At 62.3% G+C, this 22,471-nt stretch carries 20 protein-coding genes and 1 tRNA gene; 15 read left to right on the top strand and 6 right to left on the bottom strand.

The window, feature by feature from the left end; all coding sequences use genetic code 11:
• Positions 1 to 46: 46 nt before the first annotated feature.
• From B0E51_RS05250 to gyrA, 14 genes are all read left to right on the top strand, one after another.
• Positions 47 to 123, top strand: a tRNA-Met gene (locus B0E51_RS05250).
• Positions 124 to 324: 201 nt separating this feature from the next.
• The gene (gene rimP, locus B0E51_RS05245) at positions 325 to 879 is read left to right on the top strand and encodes a ribosome maturation factor RimP (protein WP_077443802.1); all 555 of its coding nucleotides are present in this window, start codon (positions 325 to 327) and stop codon (positions 877 to 879) included.
• Between the two features lie 106 nt (positions 880 to 985).
• Positions 986 to 2,491 carry a transcription termination factor NusA gene (nusA, locus tag B0E51_RS05240; protein WP_077443801.1) on the top strand — a complete coding sequence of 502 codons (1,506 nt, stop codon included), beginning with the start codon at positions 986 to 988 and terminating at the stop codon, positions 2,489 to 2,491.
• A 146-nt stretch (positions 2,492 to 2,637) separates the two neighbouring features.
• Positions 2,638 to 5,457, top strand: a complete 2,820-nt coding sequence (infB, locus tag B0E51_RS05235; RefSeq protein WP_077443800.1) for a translation initiation factor IF-2 — start codon at positions 2,638 to 2,640, stop codon at positions 5,455 to 5,457.
• 89 nt (positions 5,458 to 5,546) lie between these two features.
• Positions 5,547 to 5,930 carry a 30S ribosome-binding factor RbfA gene (rbfA, locus tag B0E51_RS05230; protein ID WP_077443799.1) on the top strand — a complete coding sequence of 128 codons (384 nt, stop codon included), beginning with the start codon at positions 5,547 to 5,549 and terminating at the stop codon, positions 5,928 to 5,930.
• Between the two features lie 28 nt (positions 5,931 to 5,958).
• Positions 5,959 to 6,885 (top strand): tRNA pseudouridine(55) synthase TruB, encoded by a 927-nt coding sequence (gene truB / locus B0E51_RS05225; RefSeq protein ID WP_077443798.1) that lies wholly within the window; start codon positions 5,959 to 5,961, stop codon positions 6,883 to 6,885.
• A gap of 167 nt (positions 6,886 to 7,052) precedes the next feature.
• Positions 7,053 to 7,322 (top strand): 30S ribosomal protein S15, encoded by a 270-nt coding sequence (gene rpsO / locus B0E51_RS05220; RefSeq protein WP_007513234.1) that lies wholly within the window; start codon positions 7,053 to 7,055, stop codon positions 7,320 to 7,322.
• A gap of 25 nt (positions 7,323 to 7,347) precedes the next feature.
• Complete coding sequence (pnp, locus tag B0E51_RS05215; protein ID WP_077443797.1) at positions 7,348 to 9,453, top strand: polyribonucleotide nucleotidyltransferase; 2,106 nt, start codon at positions 7,348 to 7,350, stop codon at positions 9,451 to 9,453.
• A gap of 122 nt (positions 9,454 to 9,575) precedes the next feature.
• Entirely contained in the window at positions 9,576 to 10,652 is a 1,077-nt protein-coding gene (locus tag B0E51_RS05210) for a poly(R)-hydroxyalkanoic acid synthase subunit PhaE (RefSeq protein ID WP_077443954.1), read from the top strand.
• 12 nt (positions 10,653 to 10,664) lie between these two features.
• Positions 10,665 to 11,732 carry a class III poly(R)-hydroxyalkanoic acid synthase subunit PhaC gene (locus B0E51_RS05205; protein ID WP_077443796.1) on the top strand — a complete coding sequence of 356 codons (1,068 nt, stop codon included), beginning with the start codon at positions 10,665 to 10,667 and terminating at the stop codon, positions 11,730 to 11,732.
• Between the two features lie 26 nt (positions 11,733 to 11,758).
• Positions 11,759 to 11,944 (top strand): PspC domain-containing protein, encoded by a 186-nt coding sequence (locus tag B0E51_RS05200; RefSeq protein ID WP_077443795.1) that lies wholly within the window; start codon positions 11,759 to 11,761, stop codon positions 11,942 to 11,944.
• Between the two features lie 60 nt (positions 11,945 to 12,004).
• Complete coding sequence (gene mtnA / locus B0E51_RS05195) at positions 12,005 to 13,015, top strand: S-methyl-5-thioribose-1-phosphate isomerase (protein WP_077443794.1); 1,011 nt, start codon at positions 12,005 to 12,007, stop codon at positions 13,013 to 13,015.
• Positions 13,012 to 13,425, top strand: coding sequence for a GtrA family protein (locus tag B0E51_RS05190; RefSeq protein ID WP_143525796.1), 414 nt, complete (start codon positions 13,012 to 13,014; stop codon positions 13,423 to 13,425). The genes mtnA and B0E51_RS05190 overlap by 4 nt, the downstream gene beginning before the upstream one ends.
• A 139-nt stretch (positions 13,426 to 13,564) precedes the next feature.
• The gene (gyrA, locus tag B0E51_RS05185; RefSeq protein ID WP_077443793.1) at positions 13,565 to 16,174 is read left to right on the top strand and encodes a DNA gyrase subunit A; all 2,610 of its coding nucleotides are present in this window, start codon (positions 13,565 to 13,567) and stop codon (positions 16,172 to 16,174) included.
• Between the two features lie 164 nt (positions 16,175 to 16,338).
• On the opposite strand, the gene B0E51_RS19110 is transcribed toward gyrA, so the two are convergent.
• Together B0E51_RS19110 and B0E51_RS05180 are read right to left on the bottom strand one after the other, a co-directional pair.
• Positions 16,339 to 16,968, bottom strand: coding sequence for a hypothetical protein (locus B0E51_RS19110; RefSeq protein WP_143525795.1), 630 nt, complete (start codon positions 16,966 to 16,968; stop codon positions 16,339 to 16,341).
• Positions 16,969 to 17,032: 64 nt separating this feature from the next.
• Entirely contained in the window at positions 17,033 to 17,515 is a 483-nt protein-coding gene (locus B0E51_RS05180; protein ID WP_077443792.1) for a peroxiredoxin, read from the bottom strand.
• Positions 17,516 to 17,769: 254 nt separating this feature from the next.
• Between B0E51_RS05180 and B0E51_RS05175 the strand changes: the two genes are divergently transcribed.
• Complete coding sequence (locus B0E51_RS05175) at positions 17,770 to 18,669, top strand: DnaJ C-terminal domain-containing protein (RefSeq protein ID WP_077443952.1); 900 nt, start codon at positions 17,770 to 17,772, stop codon at positions 18,667 to 18,669.
• Between the two features lie 77 nt (positions 18,670 to 18,746).
• Here B0E51_RS05175 and B0E51_RS05170 read toward each other — a convergent pair whose 3' ends face one another.
• The 4 genes from B0E51_RS05170 to lpdA all read right to left on the bottom strand — a co-directional run bounded on the left by B0E51_RS05170 (position 18,747) and on the right by lpdA (position 22,451).
• Positions 18,747 to 19,112, bottom strand: a complete 366-nt coding sequence (locus tag B0E51_RS05170) for a response regulator (protein ID WP_077443791.1) — start codon at positions 19,110 to 19,112, stop codon at positions 18,747 to 18,749.
• A gap of 69 nt (positions 19,113 to 19,181) precedes the next feature.
• Complete coding sequence (locus B0E51_RS05165; protein WP_077443790.1) at positions 19,182 to 20,180, bottom strand: YhdH/YhfP family quinone oxidoreductase; 999 nt, start codon at positions 20,178 to 20,180, stop codon at positions 19,182 to 19,184.
• A gap of 15 nt (positions 20,181 to 20,195) precedes the next feature.
• Positions 20,196 to 20,792, bottom strand: coding sequence for a TIGR00730 family Rossman fold protein (locus tag B0E51_RS05160; protein ID WP_077443789.1), 597 nt, complete (start codon positions 20,790 to 20,792; stop codon positions 20,196 to 20,198).
• A 234-nt stretch (positions 20,793 to 21,026) separates the two neighbouring features.
• Positions 21,027 to 22,451, bottom strand: a complete 1,425-nt coding sequence (lpdA, locus tag B0E51_RS05155; RefSeq protein WP_077443788.1) for a dihydrolipoyl dehydrogenase — start codon at positions 22,449 to 22,451, stop codon at positions 21,027 to 21,029.
• Positions 22,452 to 22,471 lie beyond the last annotated feature (20 nt).

The raw sequence follows: 22,471 nt of genomic DNA, 5'->3' as shown, positions 1-22,471 counted from the left end.
AGGCTTGCAAGAAGCTGGCCATCCCGATAAACTCTTCGGACTCTGATGCGGGGTGGAGCAGTCTGGCAGCTCGTCGGGCTCATAACCCGAAGGTCGTAGGTTCGAATCCTACCCCCGCTACCAGATCTTTCTTGATGCAAGAAAGCCTCCTCGTGAGGCTTTTTTGTTGGGCGCACGGATGCGTCGCACCGGATCCAAGACTGATTCGGGTGCCGGAAGGAGCTGCGCAGGGAGGAACATCGGCGAGATAAGGAAATGGGCCGTTGGAGCCCATTTTTTGTTTCTGCTGTTCTGAGAGAGTGAGCTGGGAAGGAAGACAAATCCATGGATACACAGGCACTGGCACAACGCTTCACCGAGGTACTGGCCGATCTGGGCCTGGAATGCCTCGGCGTGGAGTTCACCCCGTCGCATGGACAGAGTACGCTGCGCGTTTACCTGGACTTGCTCGACAAGGGCGAGCCCGACATGGGCAATGAGGGCGAACGTCGCGAGGTCGGCATCGAGGACTGCGAGAGTGCCAGTCGCGAGCTGTCCGCGTTGCTCGACGTAGAGGATCCGATTCCAGGCCATTACGTGCTGGAGGTTTCCTCGCCCGGAATTGATCGGCCGTTGTTCACCGCGGAGCAGTTTGCGCGAGTCAGCGGACAAGAAGTGAAGTTGCTGCTGAAGGCGTCGCTGGAAGGTCGTCGTCGCCTGCGCGGCAAGCTGGTGTCGGTGGAAGGCGAGCACATTGTGCTGGAAGCGGAAGGCAAGACATTCGAATTCGAGCATGCGCTGGTGGAAAGTGCGCGTGTGGTGCCGGACTGGGTGGCGCTGGGTTATGCGCCACAGCCCAAGCGCGGCGGCAAGACGCCCGGCAAGAAGCAGGCTGATTGAAAGTGAATAGTGCGGCCATGGATGGCCGCTTTTTGATCCTCGCGCTCAGGGATGAGCGCAAAAGCTAACGATTTGGACGCCGCTGGGCGCCTATGGAGTTGCTGCAATGAGCAAAGAACTTTTGCTGGTCGTCGAGGCAGTCGCCAATGAAAAGGGCGTGCCGCTGGATGTGATTTTCGAGGCGATGGAGGCCGCACTGGCCTCGGCCGCGAAGAAGCGCTATCCGGAAGAGGAACCGGACATCCGCGTGTCGATCGACCACGATACCGGCGAATACCAGACGTTCCGCCGCTGGGAAGTCATTGCCGACGATGGCGAGATGGAATCGCCGTTCTACCAGCTGCGCCTGATGGATGCGCTGGACGAGCGTGCCGACGCCGAAGTGGGCGAGTACATCGAACAGCAGATCGAGAACGCCGAATTCGGCCGTATTGCCGCGCAGGCCGCCAAGCAGGTGATTGTCCAGCGCGTGCGCGAAGCCGAGCGCCAGCAGGTGGTCGATGCCTTTGCCGATCGCGTCGGCGAACTGGTCACCGGCATCGTCAAGCGCGTCGAGCGCGGCAACATCTACCTCGACCTGGGCAGCAATGCCGAGGCGTTCATCCCGCGCGACAAGACGATTCCACGTGAATCGGCACGCGTCGGCGATCGTGTTCGCGGTTACCTGTACGAAGTGAAGTCCGAGGCGCGCGGCCCGCAGCTGTTCGTGTCGCGTGCGGCGCCGGAGTTCATGATCGAGCTGTTCAAGCTGGAAGTGCCGGAAGTCGGTCAGGGCCTGGTCGAGATCAAGGGCTGCGCCCGCGACCCGGGCGATCGCGCGAAGATCGCCGTGCTGGCGCATGACAGCCGCACCGATCCGATCGGCGCCTGCATCGGCATGCGCGGTTCGCGCGTGCAGGCAGTATCCAACGATCTGAACGGCGAACGCGTCGACATCATCCTGTGGCACGAGAACCAGGCGCAGTTCGTCATCAATGCGATGGCGCCGGCCGAAGTGCAGTCCATCATCATGGACGAGGAAAAGCACTCGATGGACATCGCGGTGGCCGAGGACAAGCTGTCCCAGGCGATCGGTCGTGGTGGCCAGAACGTGCGTCTTGCCAGCAAGTTGACCGGCTGGCAGCTCAACGTGATGACCCAGGACCAGGTCACCGCCAAGAGCGAGTCCGAGCAGGAGGCCGCGCGCCAGCTGTTCATGGACAAGCTCGAAGTGGATCAGGAGATTGCCGTCATCCTGGTGCAGGAAGGTTTCTCCAGTATCGAGGAAATTGCCTACGTGCCCAGCGCGGAGCTGCTGGCGGTGGAAGGTTTCGACGAGGACATCGTTGAGGAACTGCGCGCCCGTGCACGCGACGCGCTGCTCACCGAGGCACTGGCTGTGGAGGAGGGCGTCGACGAGCATCAGCCGTCCGCCGGACTGCTCGCACTGCCTGGCATGGACGAAGCGACTGCCTATACGCTGGCGGCCCGCGAAGTGAGTACGGTCGACGATCTGGCCGATCTGGCGGTGGACGACCTGATTGATATCGAAGGCATGGACGAGGAGCGCGCTGCGGCACTGATCATGGCCGCGCGTGCACCGATGATCGAGCGGCTGGAGAAAGGCGGCTAACCGCGGACGGCAACACCCTGGATGGGTGTGCCGAGAAAGGCTTTACGGAGCCTTTCACCAAGGATGGAGGTGGCGGCATGGATAATGTCGCACTGACGATAAGGGCCGAAAGGCCCAAGCGCGGGAACGGCGGAGCAGAGAACACGATGTCGGACGTCACGATCAAACAACTAGCCCAGGTACTGGGCATGCCGGTCGACAAGTTGCTGTCGCAGCTTGGCGAGGCAGGCATGAAATTCTCCGATCAGGAGCAGGTCATCAGCAGCACCGAAAAGGTGAAACTGCTTGGTTTCCTGCGCCGCACGCACGGCAAGAACGAAGCTGCCGCCGAGGTCGAGGACAGCGCACCACGCCAGATCACTCTCAAGCGTCGCACAGTTGGCGAGCTGAAAGTGGCCACGCCGGGTGGTCGCGGTGCGGCCGGTGCAGCCAAGACGGTCAACGTCGAGGTGCGCGCCAAGCGTACCTACGTCAAGCGCAGCGTGATCGCCGAGGAAGCCGGTGCCGACGGCGAGCGCGAGGATGCCGTGCGCAAGCTGCAGGAATCCCAGCAGCAGCGTGAGCAGGAAGAGCGCGAGCGGATCGAGGCCGAACAGCGCCGTCAGGAAGAGGCGCAGCAGCGCGCCCTCCACGAGCAGCAGGAACAGGAGCGGCGCCAGGCTGAGGCCAAGGTCGCCGACGAGAGTGATGTGGTTGCGTCTGCGCCAGAGCCGGCTCCGGTCGTCGAAGCAACCCCTGCGGACAAGCCCGAAGATGAATCCGCGGCTGTGCAGCGCATGGACCAGCGCGACCTGGGCATGATCCTGCCGCGCATCCACGAGCCGCGCAAACGCGAAAAGCTGGTCAAGCCGGTAGCCGCACCAGTGGCAGCACCCGTAGCGCCAACAGCCCCAGTGGCCCCAGTGAAGCCTACCGCGCGCCCCAGTGTGGGTGGCCCCGCGGCGGCACCGGCTCCTGCCAGCGATGCCCGTGGCAAGCCCAAGCATGGTCGCGAACGCGAGGAGACCAACAGCAAGGAAGAGCGCGATGGCAGCAAGCGTTTCGCCGGCGGCCAGATGCACCTGAGCGATGCCGACCGGGCTCGCCGTTCCTCCTCCAGCAACAAGCGCGGCAAACCCGGACGCGGCAATGTCCGCGAACTGTCGCGTGGCAGCAACAATGCGCCGTCCGGCCCGCATGGTTTCTCGCGCCCAACCGCACCGGTGGTGCGCGAAGTGGTGGTGGGTGACGCCAACGTCGTTGCCGAGCTGGCGCAGAAGATGGCCGTCAAGGGTTCCGAGGTGGTCAAGGCGCTGTTCAAGATGGGCGTCATGGCGACCATCAACCAGACCATCGATCACGATACTGCAGTGCTGGTGGTCGAGGAGCTTGGCCATACGCCGGTTGCCGACAACCAGAACAATGCCGAGGAAGCGCTGGCAGCACATACCCAGAACGTCGAACTGGAAGGCGAGAAAACCACGCGCCCACCGGTGGTGACGATCATGGGCCATGTCGACCACGGCAAGACCTCGCTGCTCGATTACATCCGTCGTACCAAGGTCGCTGCCGGCGAAGCCGGCGGCATTACCCAGCACATCGGTGCGTACCACGTGGAAACCTCCAAGGGCGTGATCACGTTCCTGGACACCCCGGGCCACGCCGCCTTCACCTCGATGCGTGCCCGTGGCGCGCAGTCGACCGATCTGGTGGTGTTGGTCGTCGCCGCCGATGACGGCGTGATGCCGCAGACTGTGGAAGCCGTGAAGCATGCGCGCGCCGCCAAGGTGCCGCTGATCGTCGCGGTCAACAAGATGGACAAGGACGGCGCCAACCCGGACAACGTCAAGCAGGGTCTGGTGCAGTACGAAGTGGTGCCGGAAGACTGGGGCGGCGACGTCCAGTTCGTGCCGGTGTCGGCCAAGACCGGCGCTGGCGTCGAGGATCTGCTCGATGCGATCTCGATCCAGGCTGAGGTGATGGAGCTCAAGGCCGTGGCCGATGGCCGCGCCTCCGGTGTGGTGATCGAGTCCCGTCTGGACCGCGGTCGTGGCCCGGTTGCGACGGTGCTGGTGCAGCAGGGTACGTTGCGCAAGGGCGACTTCGTCGTCTGCGGTATCGAATACGGTCGCATGCGCGCGCTGATTGATGAAACTGGCCAGCAGGTGCTGGAGGCCGGTCCGTCGATTCCCGTGCAGGTACTGGGTCTGTCCGGCGTACCGGAAACCGGCGACGACTTCGTCTGCGTCGAAGACGAGCGTCTCGCCCGCGAGGTCGCGCAGGAGCGTGAACTCAAGCGCCGCGAAACACGCATGGTCAGCAAGAGCAACCGCCTCGAGGACATCATCGCCAAGATGGGTCAGGGCGTGGAGCAGCAGACGCTCAACATCCTGGTCAAGGGTGACGTGCAGGGTTCGGTCGAGGCACTGCGCGAGTCGCTGACCCAGATCGGCAACGATCGGGTCAGGGTCAACGTGGTCTCGTCCGGCGTGGGTGGCATCAACGAATCCGACGCCACCCTGGCGGCCGCTTCGAAGGCGCTGGTCATCGGCTTCAACGTGCGTGCCGATGCATCCGCACGCAAGGTGATCGAGACAGCTGGCCTCGACGTGCGTTACTTCTCGATCATCTATGACGTGATCGATCAGGTGACCCAGGCGGCGACCGGTCTGCTCGGCATGGAAGTGCGCGAGGACATCATCGGCACCGCCGAGGTTCGCGACGTGTTCCGCAGCTCCAAGTTCGGCGCCGTGGCCGGTTGCATGGTCACCGAAGGCTCGGTCAAGCGCAGCAAGCCGATCCGCGTGCTGCGCGACAACGTGGTGATCTTCGAGGGCGAGCTGGAATCGCTGCGCCGTTTCAAGGACCTGGTCGACGAAGTGCGCAACGGCATGGAGTGCGGCATTGCCGTCAAGCAGTACAACGACGTCAAGCCGGGCGACCAGATCGAGTGCTTCGAGCGCACGGAAGTAGCGCGGACCCTGTAATGAACTGTTGCCTTTCCCCTGCAAAGGGGGAAGGGCGAGGTCCGTCGCCGTGATGCGGCGATGGACCTCGATCTGATCTGGAGACTCTCATGCCATCCCGTGATTTCAAACGTACCGACCGCATCGGTGCCGAGTTGCGCCGCGAACTGGGTTTGCTGGTGCATGCGGCCGTGCGCGATCACGGGCTGCCGTCGGTCAGCGTGTCGGACGTGGAAATCACTCGTGACCTGGATTGGGCCACGGTATGGGTGACCGCCATGCTGCCCGAGCAGGGTTTGCCGACGGTGAAGGCACTGAACGCGATCAGTCACGAAATCCGCCATTCACTGGCGCACAGCGGCATGCGCATGCGCCGGGTGCCGGAGTTGAAATTCAAGTACGACGATTCGGTCGACAAGGGCGAGCGCATCGAATCGCTGCTGCGCGGACAGGCGCGGGACCTGTTGCCACCCACCGGTGACAAGCAGGACTGAGCTGGAAAAGCAGGGTTTCGTTGAACCGATGAGTCGTCTTCCGCGTATCCAGCACCGTGATCTGCACGGCATCGTCCTGCTCGACAAGCCGCTGGGTCTGAGCTCCAACCAGGCGCTGCAATCCGTGCGCCGTTTGCTGCGCGCAGCCAAGGGCGGCCATACCGGTGCGCTCGATCCGCTGGCAACCGGCCTGTTGCCACTGTGTTTCGGTGAGGCGACCAAGCTGGCCGGCAGCCTGCTTGGGGCGCGCAAGGCCTATGTGGCCGAGTGCCGGCTTGGCATCACCACCGATACGGCCGACTGCGAAGGCGAAATGATGCAGCAGCGTCCGGTGCCGGCGATCGATGATGCCCGCATCGAGGCGGCGCTGGCGAAGTTGCGTGGGCGCATCCAGCAGGTGCCGCCGATGTACTCGGCACTCAAGCAGGATGGCGAGCGGCTGTACGCGAAGGCGCGCCGTGGCGAAATCGTCGACGTGCCGCCGCGCGAGGTGGAGATCCACCAGCTCGAGTTGCTGGCGCGCGCAGACGACACACTGAGGCTGCATGTGGAATGCGGCTCCGGTACCTATGTCCGTTCGCTGGCGGTGGATCTGGGCGAGGATCTGGGCTGTGGTGCGCATCTGACCGCACTGCGCCGGCTGTGGGTGGAGCCGTTCCGCGAGCCGCGCATGGTAACGCTGGAAGCGTTGCAGCAGGCATCGGAACAGAGTGATGAGGCGTTGCTGGCGCATCTGTTGCCGGTATCGGCCGGATTGTCCGATTTGCCGGCACTGCGGCTCGATGAGGTGCAGAGCATGGCAATCTCGCGTGGTCAGCAGATTGCGCTGCCGTCGGCTCCATCAAGTGGATGCTTTGCCGCGTTTGCCAGCGATGGTGCGCTGCTGGCGCTGCTGGAACTGGACGATGGTGGTCGTGCGCGCATCCTGCGCGGCTTCAACCTGCCGCCCGACTGAAGAAATTGCGCGGATAAGCTGCTCCGCACTTGTTGTAACACCACTCCCGTCAGTAGAATAGACAGGTTATTTCAACGCTTTCATTCATCTAGGCGAAGCTTGTGCTTGCGTCATCGCGATGATGCAAGCACAAGCTTCGCATCGCCTTTCCAAGGAAACGTATACCCATGTCCCTTACCGCAGAACAGACCGGCAAGATCATTGCTGATTTCGGCCGCGTGCCGAACGACACCGGTTCGACCGAAGTTCAGGTGGCCCTGCTGTCCGCCCGCATCGACCATCTCACCGGCCACTTCAAGGAACACAAGCAGGATCATCATTCCCGCCGTGGTCTGCTGAAGTTGGTCAACCAGCGCAAGCGTCTGCTCAGCTACCTGAAAGATCGCGATCTTGCGCGCTACCAGACCCTGATCGAACGCCTCGGCCTGCGCCGTTAATCCACCGGACGAGGAGTAGAACAACGTGGCAAAAGTAACCAAGTCATTCCAGTACGGTAGTCACGAAGTCACGCTGGAGACGGGCGAAATTGCCCGCCAGGCGTCCGGTGCGGTGATGGCCAGCATGGGCGGCACCGTGGTGCTGGTCACCGCAGTGGCTGCCACCAAGCAGAAGGAAGGGCAGGATTTCTTCCCGCTCACCGTCGACTACGTGGAAAAGTTCTACTCCGCCGGCCGCATCCCGGGCGGCTTCTTCAAGCGCGAAGGCCGTCCGACCGAGAAGGAAACGCTGACCTCGCGTCTGATCGATCGTCCGGTGCGTCCGCTGTTCCCGGAAGATTTCAAGAATGAAGTGCAGGTTATCGCGCAGGTCGTTTCGCTCAACCCCGAGGTTGACGGCGACATCGTCGCGCTGCTCGGCGCCTCCGCCGCGCTGTCGCTGGCCGGCATCCCGTTCAAGGGTCCGATCGGCGCCGCCCGCGTCGGCTACGCGAATGGCCAGTACCTGCTGAACCCGTCGCACACCGAACTGAAGACCTCCGAGCTGGATCTGGTCGTCGCCGGTACTGCCGGTGCGGTGCTGATGGTGGAATCCGAAGCCAAGCTGCTGTCCGAGGACGTCATGCTCGGCGCGGTGATGTTCGGTCACCAGCAGATGCAGGTCGCGATCCGTGCGATCGCCGAGCTGGCTGCCGAAGCGGCCAAGCCGTCGTGGGACTGGCAGGCGCCGGCCCGCAACGAGTCGCTGGTTGCCACCCTCAAGGGCGCGGTCGGCAGCAAGCTGGAAGAAGCCTTCCAGGTGCGCGACAAGCTGCAGCGCCGCGATGCGATCTCCGCGATCAAGGCCGACGTGCTGGGCGAGCTCAAGGCGCAGGCCGAAGCCAATGGCTGGTCGGCAGGCGAGCTGTCGAAGGAATTCGGCGAGCTTGAGTACCACACCATGCGCGACAGCGTGCTGAAGACCAAGGTGCGTATCGACGGCCGTCAGCTCGACGACGTGCGCGCGATCACCGTGCGCGTCGGCGTGCTGCCGCGTACCCACGGTTCGGCGCTGTTCACCCGTGGCGAGACGCAGGCGCTGGTCGTGGCCACGCTGGGCACCACGCGTGACGCGCAGATCATCGACGCACCGGAAGGCGAGTCGAAGGATCCGTTCCTGTTCCATTACAACTTCCCTCCGTTCTCGGTGGGTGAGGCTGGTCGTTTCGGTGCGCCGAAGCGTCGCGAGATCGGTCACGGTCGTCTCGCCAAGCGCGGCGTGCAGGCGGTCAAGCCGACCATCGAGGAATTCCCGTACGTGGTGCGCGTGGTCTCGGAAATCACCGAGTCCAACGGTTCCTCGTCGATGGCTTCGGTGTGCGGTTCCTCGCTGGCGATGATGGACGCAGGCGTGCCGTTGAAAGCACCGGTGGCTGGTATCGCGATGGGTCTGGTCAAGGAAGGCAACGACTTCGTCGTGCTGTCCGACATCCTGGGCGACGAAGATCACCTCGGCGACATGGACTTCAAGGTGGCCGGTAGCGCCGATGGCATCTCCGCGCTGCAGATGGACATCAAGATCGACGGCATCACCGAAGAGATCATGAAGGTGGCGCTGGCCCAGGCCAAGCGTGGTCGTCTGCACATCCTCGGCGAAATGGCCAAGGTCATCACCACCGCCCGTGCGGAGATGAGCGAGTACGCCCCGCGTCTGATCACCATCAAGATTCATCCGGACAAGATCCGCGAAGTGATCGGCAAGGGTGGCGCCACGATCCGTTCGATCACCGAAGAGACCGGCACCACGATCGACATCAGCGACGACGGCACCATCATCATCGGTTCGGTCAATCGTGAGGCAGGTGAGGCGGCGAAGAAGCGCATCGAGCAGATCACTTCTGACGTCGAGCCGGGTCGCATCTACGAGGGCAAGGTCGCCAAGCTGATGGACTTCGGTGCATTCGTGACGATCATGCCGGGCAAGGATGGTCTGGTGCACGTGTCGCAGATCTCCAGCGAGCGCGTCGAGAAGGTTTCCGACAAGCTCAAGGAAGGCGATATCGTCAAGGTCAAGGTGCTGGAAGTGGACAAGCAGGGTCGTATCCGCCTGTCGATGAAGGCTGTGCTGGAAGACGAAAGCGCCAACGCCTGAGTTGCACGGTAGTGTGAATACACAAGGCCCGGCTCATGCCGGGCCTTGTGCGTTTCGAGGGTGATGATTTTGTGCAACAGGCTTTTGCTAGGATGCAGGGAACCTTGTACGAGGATGCACCGATGGCTGACCCGGCAAACGATTTCATCAGGGACTACCAGACGCTGGCACAACAATCGTGGGACGCCTGGACACGTCAGCTGCAACAGCAGCAAGCTCAGCCTGTCGCCAATCCTTTTTTCACACCGCCAGCAGCACCTGCATCCGGCAACGACACGCTGGAACGCACCCTGGCCGGTCTGAAGGGATATTTCGACTGGATGCAGGGTGCAGCCGCCGGCGGTGCCGCGGCGCCGCCGGCTGACTGGCGTCAGCAAGTGCAACAGTTGTTCGGCGGCGCCAGCCAGCCGTTTGCCCAGGCGTTCAGCGGCATCGACAGCGCCGGCGCAGAAGGTTTTGCCCGGCAATGGCAGTCCTGGTGGCAGGCGGCACAGCACGGCGGCTTCGGCGATCTGCCCGGCACGCATGGACCGGCACCGGCATTCGGACTGAACCGCGAACAGCAAATGCAGCAGCAGGCGATGAGCGCCGCGGTGCTGGCCTCGTTGCAGGCTTCAGCGCGTTACCAGGCGCTGATCCAGCGCGCCAACACGCAAGGCATGGAGCGGCTGCAGGGCAAGCTGGCTCAACATGCCGAGCCGGGTCGCCAGATCGATTCGCTGAAGGCGTTGTACGACCTCTGGGTGGATTCGGCCGAGGAAGCTTATGCCGAGATCGCGCTCTCGGACGAATTCCGCGAAGCCTATGGCGAGATGGTCAACACGCAGATGCATGTACGCCAGTTGCAGCAGCAGCAGACCGAACAGATGTGCCAGCAACTGGGTGTGCCGACACGCAGCGAAGTATCCAGTCTTGGTGAGAGGCTGCAGGCATTGCGTCGCGAGTTCCGTGCCAGTCAGACGTCGGCACCGGAGGATCATGCCGACGAAATCATGGCGTTGCGCCGCGAACTGGCGGCACTCAAACGCCAGCTCGCCAGTGCTCCGGTAGTGGCTGCGTCCACCGCCAAGCCGGCCGCCGCTGCAAAGAAGACACACGCATCGGCGGCAGGAAAGATCGTCAGCAAGTCTCCGGCTGCGGCGCCGCGCAAGAGCGCGGCCGCTTCCAAGTCCCGCAACAGCTCGTCCAAGCGCAAGTAAGGAGACTTCGTCATGCATACGCCATTGCGCATCGATCCGAGCAAGGCTCTGGGCGACATCGCCACGTTCCAGCGCAAGCTCGCGGCAGGCATGGGTCACCTGCGCAGCATGCGCGAACCCGAATACGCGAATACGCCGCGTGAACTGGTCTACAGCGAAGACAAGCTGCAGGTGTGGCATTTCAAGGGCACTGGCAGGCCAACCTCCAAGACGCCGCTGCTGATCGTCTATGCGCTGGTCAACACGGTGTGGATGACCGACCTGCAGGCCGACCGCTCGATGGTGCGCAACCTGCTGGAGCAGGGCGAGGACGTTTACCTGATCGACTGGGGTTATCCCGATGGTGCCGATCGCTGGCTGACCCTTGATGATTACATCAACGGTTACCTCGATCGTTGCGTCGATGTGGTGCGCAAGCGGCACGGCCTGGATGCGATCAACCTGCTCGGCATCTGCCAGGGTGGCGCTTTCTCGCTCTGCTACACCGCGCTGCACGCGGACAAGGTGAAGAATCTGATCACGATGGTCACGCCGGTGGATTTTCATACGCCGGACAACATGCTGTCGCACTGGTGCCGCAACATGGACGTGGACCTGTTTGTCGACACCATGGGCAATATCCCCGCCGGGCTGATGAACTACGTCTACCTCACGCTGAAGCCGGTGCGGCTGAACCAGCAGAAGTACATCGGCATGGTCGACATCCTCGACAATCCGGCCGAGCTTGAAAATTTCCTGCGCATGGAGCGCTGGATCTTCGATTCGCCGGATCAGGCCGGCGAGGCGTTCCGCCAGTTCATCAAGGATTTCTACCAGGGCAACAAGCTGGTCAAGGGCACCCTGGAGATCGGCGGCAAGCCGGTGGACCTGGGCTTGGTGACCCATCCGGTACTGAACATCTTTGCCGAGCAGGATCACCTGGTGCCGCCGGATGCCTCGCGTGCAATGGGCAGGCACGTTGGCACTACCGATTACACCCAGCTCGCGTTCAAGGGTGGCCATATCGGCATCTACGTGTCAGGCCGCGCGCAGCGCGAAGTGCCACCGGCAATCCACCAGTGGCTGCGGGCACGCGATTGATACCCACGACCAGCGAGGTGTAATTCTTGGAAAAGCGTCTGTATCGTTCTCGCCGCTACCGCTCGCTTGCCGGCGTGTGCGGTGGCATTGCCGAGTATTACGGCTGGGATCCGACCCTGGTGCGCGTCGGCTGGATCATCCTTACACTGATGGGCGGATCCGGCATCCTGCTGTATCTGATCATGTGGTTGGTGATGCCCGAAGCGCCCTGATGCACTAGGGCTTCGGGTCATCCGCTGGCACCGTTCCTGTTCGAGTAAAAGATCATTCCGATGGACTACGACCGATACGACCGCATCCGCGCCGTGCAATGGCGCGGCGATCATCTGCGCCTGCTGGACCAACGCCGGCTGCCGCATGAGGAACTCTGGATCGATTGCCGCGATGCCGCGCAGGTAACCCAGGCGATCAGGGACCTCGCTGTACGCGGCGCTCCCGCGATCGGCATTGCCGCGGCCTGGGGTACGGCGATGGCAGCACAGCAACATGCCGCGCTGGATGACGTGCTGGCGATGCTGCGCGCGGCACGGCCCACTGCGGTGAACCTGATGTGGGCGCTGGATCGCATGAAGAAGCGTATCGCTGCCGGGGCCGACGGCGAGGCATTGGTACGCGAGGCGCAGGCAATCCAGGACGAGGATCTGGCTGCGAACCGGCATATGGGTGAACTGGGCGCCTCGCTTATCACATCCGGTTCGGGCGTGCTGACCCACTGCAATACCGGCTCGCTGGCCACGGCTGGTTTCGGTACCGCGCTGGGCGTGATCCGTGCCGGCGTGGCGGCGGGGCGGATCAGCCGGGTTTATGCCGGCGAAACCCGGCCGTGGCAGCAGGGTGCGCGCCTGACCATGTGGGAACTGGTGCGCGATGGCATTCCGGCACAGCTGATTGCCGATTCCGCCGCGGCGCATCTGATGAAATCCGGTGCCGTGCAATGGGTGATCGTGGGTGCTGACCGGATCGCTGCCAACGGCGATACCGCCAACAAGATCGGTACCTACCAGCTGGCGATCGCCGCGAAGTACCACGGCGTGAAGTTCATGGTGGTGGCGCCGTCATCCACGGTCGACATGCGCACCGGCAGTGGCGAGGAAATCGAGATCGAGTTGCGCGATTCTGCCGAGTTGCTCAGCACCAACGGCGTGCGTACCGTGATCGACGGCGCGCAGGCTTGGAACCCGGTATTCGACGTGGCACCTGCCGAGCTGATCGACGCCATCGTGACCGAACGCGGCGTGATCGAGCGGCCGAACAGCATCGCGATGCAGGCCATGTTCGGATGATCAGGCTGTCGCGCGAAATCACGCTGTTTGCAGTGGGTGGTGTCGGAGGCCTGGTGGTCGACGCCGGCATCGTGCAGCTGCTGGTGGGCATCGAAAACTGGAACCCCTACCTGGCCCGGGTGTTGTCGTTCCTGCTGGCGGCCACGTTCACCTGGTGGTGGAATCGTCGCTATACCTTCGCCGCACGCTCCAGCGATCGTGCCGCGCATGCCGAATGGCTGCACTGGGTGGGGCTGATGAGCTTCGGTGCAGTGATCAATTACGGGATTTATGCCCTGTTGCTGATGAACTTTCCCGCGCTGCATCGCTGGCCCGCCGTGGCGGCGGCCGCGGGTTCGGCAGTGGCCGCGCTGGTCAATTTTTCGACAGCGCGCGGAGTGCTTTTCAAGGTCACCAAGACATCATCGTAAGTCACTGATTTTAAACGACTAAATCCTGTCGTTTTGATGACATTCGTGCTACACTCTTCAGGTTGATTTCGGGTCGCTCGCGCATGCGCTTGAGGCGCGGTGCCAGCGTCCTTTTTTTCGTTATCAGGGAAGCCGATTCATGGCAGAACTCGCCAAAGAAATCATTCGCGTCAATATCGAAGACGAGATGCGCCAGAGTTATCTCGATTACGCCATGAGCGTGATCGTGGGTCGCGCTCTCCCGGATGTACGCGACGGTCTGAAGCCGGTACATCGTCGCGTGCTGTTTGCGATGAATGAACTGGGCAACGTCTGGAACAAGCCGTACAAGAAATCTGCCCGTGTGGTCGGTGACGTGATCGGTAAATACCATCCGCACGGCGATGCGTCGGTCTACGATGCCATCGTGCGCATGGCGCAACCGTTCTCGCTGCGCTACATGCTGGTCGACGGCCAGGGCAACTTCGGTTCGGTCGACGGCGACAATCCCGCCGCGATGCGTTACACCGAGGTGCGCATGTCGCGGCTCACGCATGAGCTGCTGGCCGACATCGACAAGGAAACCGTCGACTTCGGGCCGAACTACGACGAGAGCGAACACGAGCCGCTGGTCCTGCCGGCGCGCGTGCCGAACCTGCTGATCAACGGTTCGGCCGGCATCGCCGTCGGCATGGCCACCAACATCCCGCCGCACAACCTCAACGAGGTGATCGCGGCGACGATGGCACTGATCGATGAGCCGACGCTCTCGATCGACGACCTGATGCATTACATCCCGGGGCCGGATTTTCCGACCTACGGCATCATCAACGGCTCGTCCGGCATCATCGAGGCATACCGCACCGGTCGCGGCCGCATCCTGGTGCGCGCGCGGGCCGAGATCGAGACCGAGCCGAACGGCCGCGAGACGATCATCGTCCACGAGCTGCCGTACCAGGTGAACAAGGCGCGGCTGATCGAGAAGATCGCCGAGCTGGTCAAGGAAAAGAAGCTCGAAGGCATCAGCGAGCTGCGCGACGAGTCCGACAAGGACGGCATGCGTGTCGTCATCGAGATCCGCAAGGATGCGATGGGCGATGTGGTGCTGAACAACCTGTTCCAGCAGACCCAGCTGCAGGTGACGTTCGGCATCAACATGGTGGCGCTGCTGGATGGCCAGCCGAAGCTGCTGAACCTCAAGGACATCCTCGAGGCGTTCATTCGTCACCGCCGCGAAGTGGTCACCCGTCGCACCATCTTCGAGCTGCGCAAGGCCCGCGCCCGCGCGCATATCCTCGAAGGCCTGACCGTCGCGCTGGCCAACATCGACGAGATGATCGAGCTGATCAAGAACTCGGCTTCGCCGGCCGAAGCGCGCGAGCGGATGCTGGCGCGCAAGTGGCAGCCGGGCATGGTCGGTGCGCTGTTGTCGGCCACCGGCGCCGGCGCGTCGCGGCCGGAAGACATGGATCCGCGCGATGGCCTGAAGGCCGACGGTTACCAGCTCTCCGACGTGCAGGCGCAGGAAATCCTCGCGATGCGTCTGCATCGCCTGACCGGCTTGGAGCAGGAGAAGCTTTCCGACGAATACCGGCTGATCCTGGAAACCATCCGCGGCCTCATCGAGATCCTGGAAAATCCCGAGCGTTTGCTCGAGGTGATCCGTGGCGAACTCGAAGCGGTCAAGGCCGAATTCGGCGATGCCCGCCGCACCGAGATCCAGCATTCGCAGGAAGATCTCAACGTCCTAGACCTGATCGCGCCGGAAGACGTGGTGGTCACGCTGTCGCATACCGGCTACATCAAGCGTCAGCCGGCGAGCACCTATCGCGCGCAGAAGCGCGGCGGCAAGGGCCGTTCCGCTTCGGCGCTGAAGGACGAGGATTTCGTCGAACAGCTGTGGGTGGTCAACACGCACGACACCTTGCTCACTTTCACCAGCACCGGTCGCGTCTACTGGCTCAAGGTCTACCAGATGCCGGACGCCGGCCCCGGCGCGCGCGGCAAGCCGATCATCAACCTGCTGCCGTTGGGCGCGGGCGAGAAGGTGCAGGCCGTGGTGCCGGTACGCGAGTACCGCGACGACAGCTTCGTGTTCTTCGCAACGAAACATGGCACGGTGAAGAAAACGCCGCTGACCGAGTTCGCGTTCCAGCTGCAGAAGGGCAAGATCGCGATCAAGCTCGACGAGGGCGATGCGCTGGTCAATGTCGAACTCACCGACGGCAACAGCGACATCCTGTTGTTCGCGTCGAACGGCAAAGTCAACCGCTTCGACGAGAACACCGTGCGTTCGATGGGCCGTACCGCCACCGGCGTGCGCGGCATGCGGCTGGCCGAAGGCGCGCAGGTCGTTTCGCTGATCGTGGCCGCCGAAGGTGACATCCTCACCGCGACCGAACGTGGCTACGGCAAGCGCACCCAGCTGGTCGAGTTCACCAAGAAGGGCCGCGGCACCCAGGGCGTGATCGGCATCCAGTGCTCCGAACGCAATGGCGCGCTGGTCGGTGCCGTGCAGGTCACCGAAGCCCACGAACTGATGCTGATCTCCAACCAGGGCACGCTGGTGCGTACCCGCGTGGCGGAAGTCTCGCAGCTCGGCCGCAACACCCAGGGCGTCACCCTGATCAAGCTGCCGGCTGATGAAAAACTTGTCAGCGTGATGCGGCTGGATGCGGATGAGGATAATGGCGAGGAAGGTGTGGTCGCCGATGTTCCGGCGCCGGTCGATGGTGGAGACTCGGACACGATTGAGCCGACAGCCACGTAAGAATGAGTCTGATGTTGTTTTGAAAGAAAAACCCCGGCATGCCGGGGTTTTTCTTTTGTGCATCAAATCCATTATTAGCTAGGTAGACCTCTCGATAGTTACTACGAGTGTCTCACTGCCACATATAGTACGGCAGCTGCATAGCGAGGCTGGTTTTTATACCTCTAGCGCAAGCACGAGCTTTGAAAGTAAGTAAGTTTTTTGTCGTGAAGAACGATAGGTCCGAACTCGACATGTTTACCATCCACAACAGCAGCAGGCAAATTAATGGTGAGCTCATCAACACGATCAATATTGCCGTCAACCGTTCCAGAATAAGTGTACGAGCTAAAAAAATGTGTGGTGTAGTAGGGCGAGGGCGTCGCTGTCGGTGTATTTTCTTTTGGTCCTGTAAGTTCACTCAATGGAAAAATTTGCGTTCCATTTTTTTGATAGGAAGAGAATTTAGGCAACGGAACGTTGATGGGTTTTTTCCATTCGCTGGACGATGCCGTGATACTTGAAGAAACGAAAAAAAACGTCGCATTAGTTTTAAGTGTTATCTCAACATCAAACTCAATGTTTCCGTTGCCCGAGATATCGGTAAGTGTCAACTTGGCATCATCGCTGGGATGATAAGTGACGCTATAGCTAGGATTGCTGCAATGCTCCGGTTTGGAATAAACCGCATTCCCGCCATCGACACGCATCTCGTAGATGTGCGTTGAAACCATTTTGCCCGCCAAGGTGGTGCATCCAGATACAAGCACAGGGATGACGATGACAAGGAACAAACTGCGAGCGTCGTGACGCATGGAGTATCCCCAAGCATTGATATAGAAAGGACTCGATCGGGTTAAACGCATCAGTTCGGGTACCTCAATGCCCGATCGTCGCCAGCATCGCCTCCGCACTGGAAACCCGCAGTTCGCCGGGCGCTTCGACTTGCAGCAGACGCACCACGCCATCTACCGCGTACAGCGCAAAGCGCCTCGTGCGCAGCCCCATGCCGAACGCGGTGCCATCCAGTTCCAGTCCCAGTGCGCGGGTGAAGCTGGCGTTGCCGTCGGCCAGCATCAGCAGCCCGGCGGGAACCTGTTGCGCGGCGGCCCAGGCCTGCATCACGTAGGCATCGTTGACGGCGAGGCACATTACGCTGATGTCGCGTTGCTGGAATTCGGCGTAATGACTGATATAGCCGGGCAGGTGTTTGTTCGAGCAGGTCGGGGTGAATGCGCCGGGCAGGCCGAACAGCAGGACTTTTCGGCCGGCAAACAGTTCGCCGGTATGGTCTGGCCTTATCTCGCCGTCGATGACCTGAATGGTGGTATCGGGAATCGTGTTGCCAGGCTGGATGGTCATGCGGGTCTCGGGATGGGGGAAGCTTCGCCATGCTAAATCGCCCGGCGATGGGCTGTCGCCTTGAATCGTCGGCAGCTGGACCTACTTCTTGTGACAAGTAGTGATTGAGCGCAATCGATTCGCGGCGACATCTGGTGAAGAAAGCGCCGGCGACGCCGGGACGCATTACCATCAGCAGCAATCACTGAGTCAGATGCAGGTCTTGCCCGTGGCGGAGTCGATCCACCGCGGTTTGCGTGAGTTGGGGAGTATTGGTGGAATTCAAAGACTATTACGAGATCCTGGGTGTGAAGCCCGATGCCAGCGAAGCCGAGATCAAGGCGGCGTATCGCAAGCTGGCGCGCAAATACCATCCGGACAAGAACAAGGAAGCCGGTGCCGAGGAGAAGTTCAAGTCGGTCAACGAGGCTAACGAAGTACTGAAGGACGCCGAGAAGCGGCGCTCCTACGACCAGCTGCGCGCCGGCGGCTATCGGCAGGGCGAGCAGTTCCGCCCGCCACCGGGTTGGCAAGGGCAACAAGGCTTCGGTGGCGGAGACGACGGCGATTTCAGCGATTTCTTCGAGAGCCTGTTCGGCCGTGGTGCAGCCGGTGGTGGACAGCGTGGTCAGCCGCGACCACGTCGTGGCCAGGATGTGCAGGCGTCGGTGCGGATCGACCTGCAGACGGCGTTCGACGGTGGTCGTACGCGGTTGGCGATGCATGATCCGGCCGGTGGCGAGCGCGTGCTGGAAGTGAAGATTCCGGCCGGCATCAATCCCGGACAGGTGATCCGCCTCTCCGGCCAGGGCCAGCCAGGCATGGCTGGTGGGCCGAATGGGGATCTGCTGCTGGAAGTGGGCATTCACGACGATGCGCGCTTCCGCCTGGACGGTCGCAACGTGGTGCATGTGTTGCCGATCACGCCTTGGGAAGCGGCGCTAGGTGCCACGGTGCCGGTGCCGACCCTGGCTGGTACGGTGGATCTGCGCATACCTGCAGGTTCGCAGTCGGGCCGCAAGCTGCGCCTGAAGGGTCGTGGCATGCCAGGCGCGCATCCGGGCGATCAGATGGTGGAACTGTCGATCCGTATCCCGCTGGCGGACAGTGACGATCAGCGCGCGGCCTACGAAGCGTTGCACGAACACTTCAAGGATTATGACCCGCGTCGCTAAGCAGGGCCCCGGTCAGTCAATGAAAAACGGCGCCGAGAGGCGCCGTTTTGCTGAATCTGGAGCGTTGCCGAATCGGCTCAGTGCGGCAGGAACTCGTTCAGCGCCTTGACCAGTTCCTCTTCCTTGATCGGCTTGGTCACGTAGGCCTTCGCACCTTGGCGCATGCCCCAGACCCGATCGGTTTCCTGATCCTTGGTGGTCACCAGGATGATCGGGATATGCGCGGTGTCGGCATTCTTGCTGATTGTACGGGTGGCCTGGAATCCGTTGAGATTGGGCATCACCACGTCCATCAGGATCAGGTCGGGTTTTTCCTGCTTGGCTACTTCCACGCCAGCGGCGCCGTCTTCGGCGGAAAGAGTCTCATGCCCGAGTTTTTCGACGATCCGCTTGATGCCCAGCAACTGGGACGGGGAATCGTCGACGATCAGGATACGTGCCATAAGGTGGTGGTCCCCAGCGAGTTTCGTTGATTCTAAGCTGTGGCGAAGCGACTTCCAAGCATGGTTTCATCAAACCGTGCTGCCGATGCGTACCAAGGTGCGGCCGAACGAGTCACCGGCGAGCATGTGCGCAAACACCCCGGGCAGTTCATCGAGGCTGATTTCACGCGTGGCGATGCGCTCCAGGTGTCTCGGCTTCCAGTCGCTGGCCAGATGCTGCCAGACCTCGTCGCGAATGTCGCGGGCCGTGCCGGCTGAAGCAATGCCGAGCAGGCTGGCGCCGCGGATGATGAACGGCATCACGGTGCTGTCGAACGCGATGCCGCCGGCATTGCCGCAGATCGCCACATTGCCGTAGGGCGCGATCAGCGGCAGCAGGCCGGCCAGCATGGCGCCGCCGACGTTGTCCAGTGCGCCACCGAACCGAACCGAATCCATCGGCTTGCCACTGAAGGCGAGAGCATGGCGGTCGACGCACGATGTTGCGCCGAGACTGCGCAGGAAATCGAAGTGATCGGCCTTGCCGCTGATCGCATGCACTTCGTAGCCGGCGCGGGTGAAGATATCGATCGCAAGCTGGCCGACGCCACCACTGGCCCCGGTCACGGCAAGTGGCCCGAGCGCCGGCGTCTGCCGGTTGTCATGCATGCGCAACAACGCCAGCGCAGCGGTGAAGCCGGCGGTGCCGAGGATCATGCTTTCGCGCAGGCTCAGGCCTGACGGCAGCGGGATCGTCCAGCGCGCGTCGAGACGCGCGTACTCACCGTAACCACCATCGCGGGTTTCCGACAAGCCTGAGCCAGTGCACAACACCGCATCGCCTTCCCTGAACACGGGATCGGTGGAGGCAACCACATGGCCGGCCACGTCGATGCCGCCGTTGAGCGGAAACTGACGCAGGATCTTGCCTTTGCCGGTACCGGCCAGTGCATCCTTGAAGTTCACTGACGAATACGCAGCCTTGACCAGCACTTCGCCAGGCGACAGTGCATCAGCGGTCATGCTCTCGATGCCGGCGCGATAGCCGGCATCATCGTTGTGGATGCGAAAGGCGCGGAACGTGCTCATCCTGGATCTCCGGTTTCAGGCCTTGATGCTGGACGGGCCGATCACGCGCGATGCGCTGCCACCGTCGTAACTGTCCATCCAGTCGAACAGTGCGGCCATCGAGTCGCCGAGCCACACACTTTCGCGCTGGCCGGCCCGCACGAAACCTTCGCTGACCATGTGATCCATCATGGTACGCAAGCCGTTGTAATAGCCACGTACATCGAGGAACGCGCACGGATAGCGATGCAGGCCGAGCTGCGCCCAGGTCAGCATCTCGAACATCTCGTCCATCGTGCCGAAGCCACCCGGCAACGCGACGAACGCGTCCGACAGTTCATACATGCGCGTCTTGCGCTGGTGCATGGTCTCGACGACCTGCAGCTCGCTCAGACCGGGGTGCGCCACTTCGAGCTCCACCAGCTGGCGCGGAATCACGCCGATGACCTTGCCGCCGCCTGCCAGCACGGCATCGGCCACGGTGCCCATCAGGCCGACCTTGCCGCCACCGTAGATCAGGGCGATGCCGCGACGGGCCATTTCGGTACCAAACGCACGGGCTTGCTCGGTGTATTCGGGATGGTGGCCGGGGCTGGAGCCGCAGTAGACGCAGAGAGAGTTTGGCTTGGGCATGGGAATATCGTGGTGCGCAGAAGAAAGTGTTCGTCATTCCAGTGCAAGCTGGAATCCAGTGCCTTCGGCCTCAGGCGCTAAAGTCGCTGGGTTCCAGCTTGCGCTGGAATGACGGTGAAGAGTGCTTCGGCATATGTCACAAAAGCAAATGGCCCGCTCATGTCGCCACGAGCGGGCCGCGGATTCCGTGTCACCGGCCATCCATGGCCTGCACGGCATGAAGTCGTCCTGACCTCAGTTGCCCTTGTGGATCGCGCGCTTGTCGACCGACAGCGCGGCTTCGTGCACGGCTTCCGATAGGGTCGGATGTGCGTGGACGATGCGCGCCAGGTCCTCGGACGAGCCCTTGAACTCCATCGCGACGACGCACTCGGCGATCAGCTCGGAGACGCCCGGGCCGACCATGTGCACGCCGAGGATGCGATCGGTCTCGGCATGGGCGAGCATCTTCACCTGGCCGACGGCTTCGTTCATCGCAACGGCACGGCCGATCGCGGCGAATGGGAACGTGCCGATCTTGTACGGGATGCCGGCGTCCTTCAATTCCTTCTCGGTCTTGCCGGCCCAGGCGATTTCCGGCTCGGTGTAGATCACCCATGGCACCGTATCGTAGTTGACGTGGCCGGCCTTGCCGGCGATCCACTCAGCCACGGCCACGCCTTCCTCGGAACCCTTGTGCGCCAGCATCGGGCCGCGCACGGCGTCACCAATCGCCCACACGCCGTCGACGCCGGTATGGCAGTGCTCGTCGACCACGATGCGGCCGCGCTCGTCCAGCTTCACGCCGGTGTCATCGGCCAGCAGGCCGGCGGTGTAGGCGCGGCGACCCACTGCGACCAGCAGCTTGTCGACGACGAGGTTCTGCTCGCCGTCCTTGTCGGTATAGGTGAGGTGCACGCCATCCTTCTTCGCTTCGGCCTTGTTGAGCTTGGCGTTGAGCTTGATGGTCAGCCCCTGCTTGGCGAATTCCTTCGCGGCAACCTTGGCCACGTCGGCATCGGCCACGGCGAGGAATTCCGGCAGTGCTTCGATGATGGTGACTTCGGCACCGAGACGGCTCCACACGCTGCCGAGCTCAAGACCGATCACGCCAGCGCCAATCACGCCCAGGCGCTTCGGCACTTCGGTGAAGTCCAGTGCACCAGCGTTGTCGACAATCGACTTGCCATCGAACTTCGCGAACGGCAGCTCGATCGGCACCGAGCCGGAGGCGAGGATCACATTGGTCGCGCTGATCGTCTGCTTGGCGCCATCGGCACCGGTGATCTCGACGTTGTTGCCTTTGAGCAGCTTGCCGGTACCGAAGTACGGTGTGATCTTGTTCGCCTTGAACAGCTGTGCCACGCCGCCGGTGAACTGCTTGACGATCTTGTCCTTGCGGCCGACGAAGGTGGGTACGTCGATTTTCGCGTTGTCGGCCGTGATGCCGTGCACGCCGAAGTTGTGCGTGAGGTTGTGGAACTGGCGCGAGGAATCGAGCAGCGCCTTGGACGGGATGCAGCCCACGTTGAGGCAGGTGCCGCCGAGTGCCTGCTTGCCGTCCTTGCCGGCGAAGGCATCCACGCAGGCGGTCTTAAGGCCCAACTGTGCGGCGCGAATCGCGGCCACATAGCCGGCCGGGCCGGCGCCGATGACGATGACGTCGAATTTGTCGCTCATGAAAATCTTCCTTATTCGGC

It is taken from the genome of Rhodanobacter sp. C05 (assembly GCF_002001165.1).
GTDB lineage: Bacteria > Pseudomonadota > Gammaproteobacteria > Xanthomonadales > Rhodanobacteraceae > Rhodanobacter.
This window is presented reverse-complemented; position numbering and strand designations above follow the sequence as displayed.

Coding starts and splice junctions, on each gene's coding strand:
- rimP (WP_077443802.1), top strand. CDS start 325: ATGGATACACAGGCACTGGCACAACGCTTCACCGAGGTACTGGCCGAT.
- nusA (WP_077443801.1), top strand. CDS start 986: ATGAGCAAAGAACTTTTGCTGGTCGTCGAGGCAGTCGCCAATGAAAAG.
- infB (WP_077443800.1), top strand. CDS start 2,638: ATGTCGGACGTCACGATCAAACAACTAGCCCAGGTACTGGGCATGCCG.
- rbfA (WP_077443799.1), top strand. CDS start 5,547: ATGCCATCCCGTGATTTCAAACGTACCGACCGCATCGGTGCCGAGTTG.
- truB (WP_077443798.1), top strand. CDS start 5,959: ATGAGTCGTCTTCCGCGTATCCAGCACCGTGATCTGCACGGCATCGTC.
- rpsO (WP_007513234.1), top strand. CDS start 7,053: ATGTCCCTTACCGCAGAACAGACCGGCAAGATCATTGCTGATTTCGGC.
- B0E51_RS05210 (WP_077443954.1), top strand. CDS start 9,576: ATGGCTGACCCGGCAAACGATTTCATCAGGGACTACCAGACGCTGGCA.
- B0E51_RS05205 (WP_077443796.1), top strand. CDS start 10,665: ATGCATACGCCATTGCGCATCGATCCGAGCAAGGCTCTGGGCGACATC.
- mtnA (WP_077443794.1), top strand. CDS start 12,005: ATGGACTACGACCGATACGACCGCATCCGCGCCGTGCAATGGCGCGGC.
- B0E51_RS05190 (WP_143525796.1), top strand. CDS start 13,012: ATGATCAGGCTGTCGCGCGAAATCACGCTGTTTGCAGTGGGTGGTGTC.
- gyrA (WP_077443793.1), top strand. CDS start 13,565: ATGGCAGAACTCGCCAAAGAAATCATTCGCGTCAATATCGAAGACGAG.
- B0E51_RS19110 (WP_143525795.1), bottom strand. CDS start 16,968: ATGCGTCACGACGCTCGCAGTTTGTTCCTTGTCATCGTCATCCCTGTG.
- B0E51_RS05180 (WP_077443792.1), bottom strand. CDS start 17,515: ATGACCATCCAGCCTGGCAACACGATTCCCGATACCACCATTCAGGTC.
- B0E51_RS05170 (WP_077443791.1), bottom strand. CDS start 19,112: ATGGCACGTATCCTGATCGTCGACGATTCCCCGTCCCAGTTGCTGGGC.
- B0E51_RS05165 (WP_077443790.1), bottom strand. CDS start 20,180: ATGAGCACGTTCCGCGCCTTTCGCATCCACAACGATGATGCCGGCTAT.
- B0E51_RS05160 (WP_077443789.1), bottom strand. CDS start 20,792: ATGCCCAAGCCAAACTCTCTCTGCGTCTACTGCGGCTCCAGCCCCGGC.
- lpdA (WP_077443788.1), bottom strand. CDS start 22,451: ATGAGCGACAAATTCGACGTCATCGTCATCGGCGCCGGCCCGGCCGGC.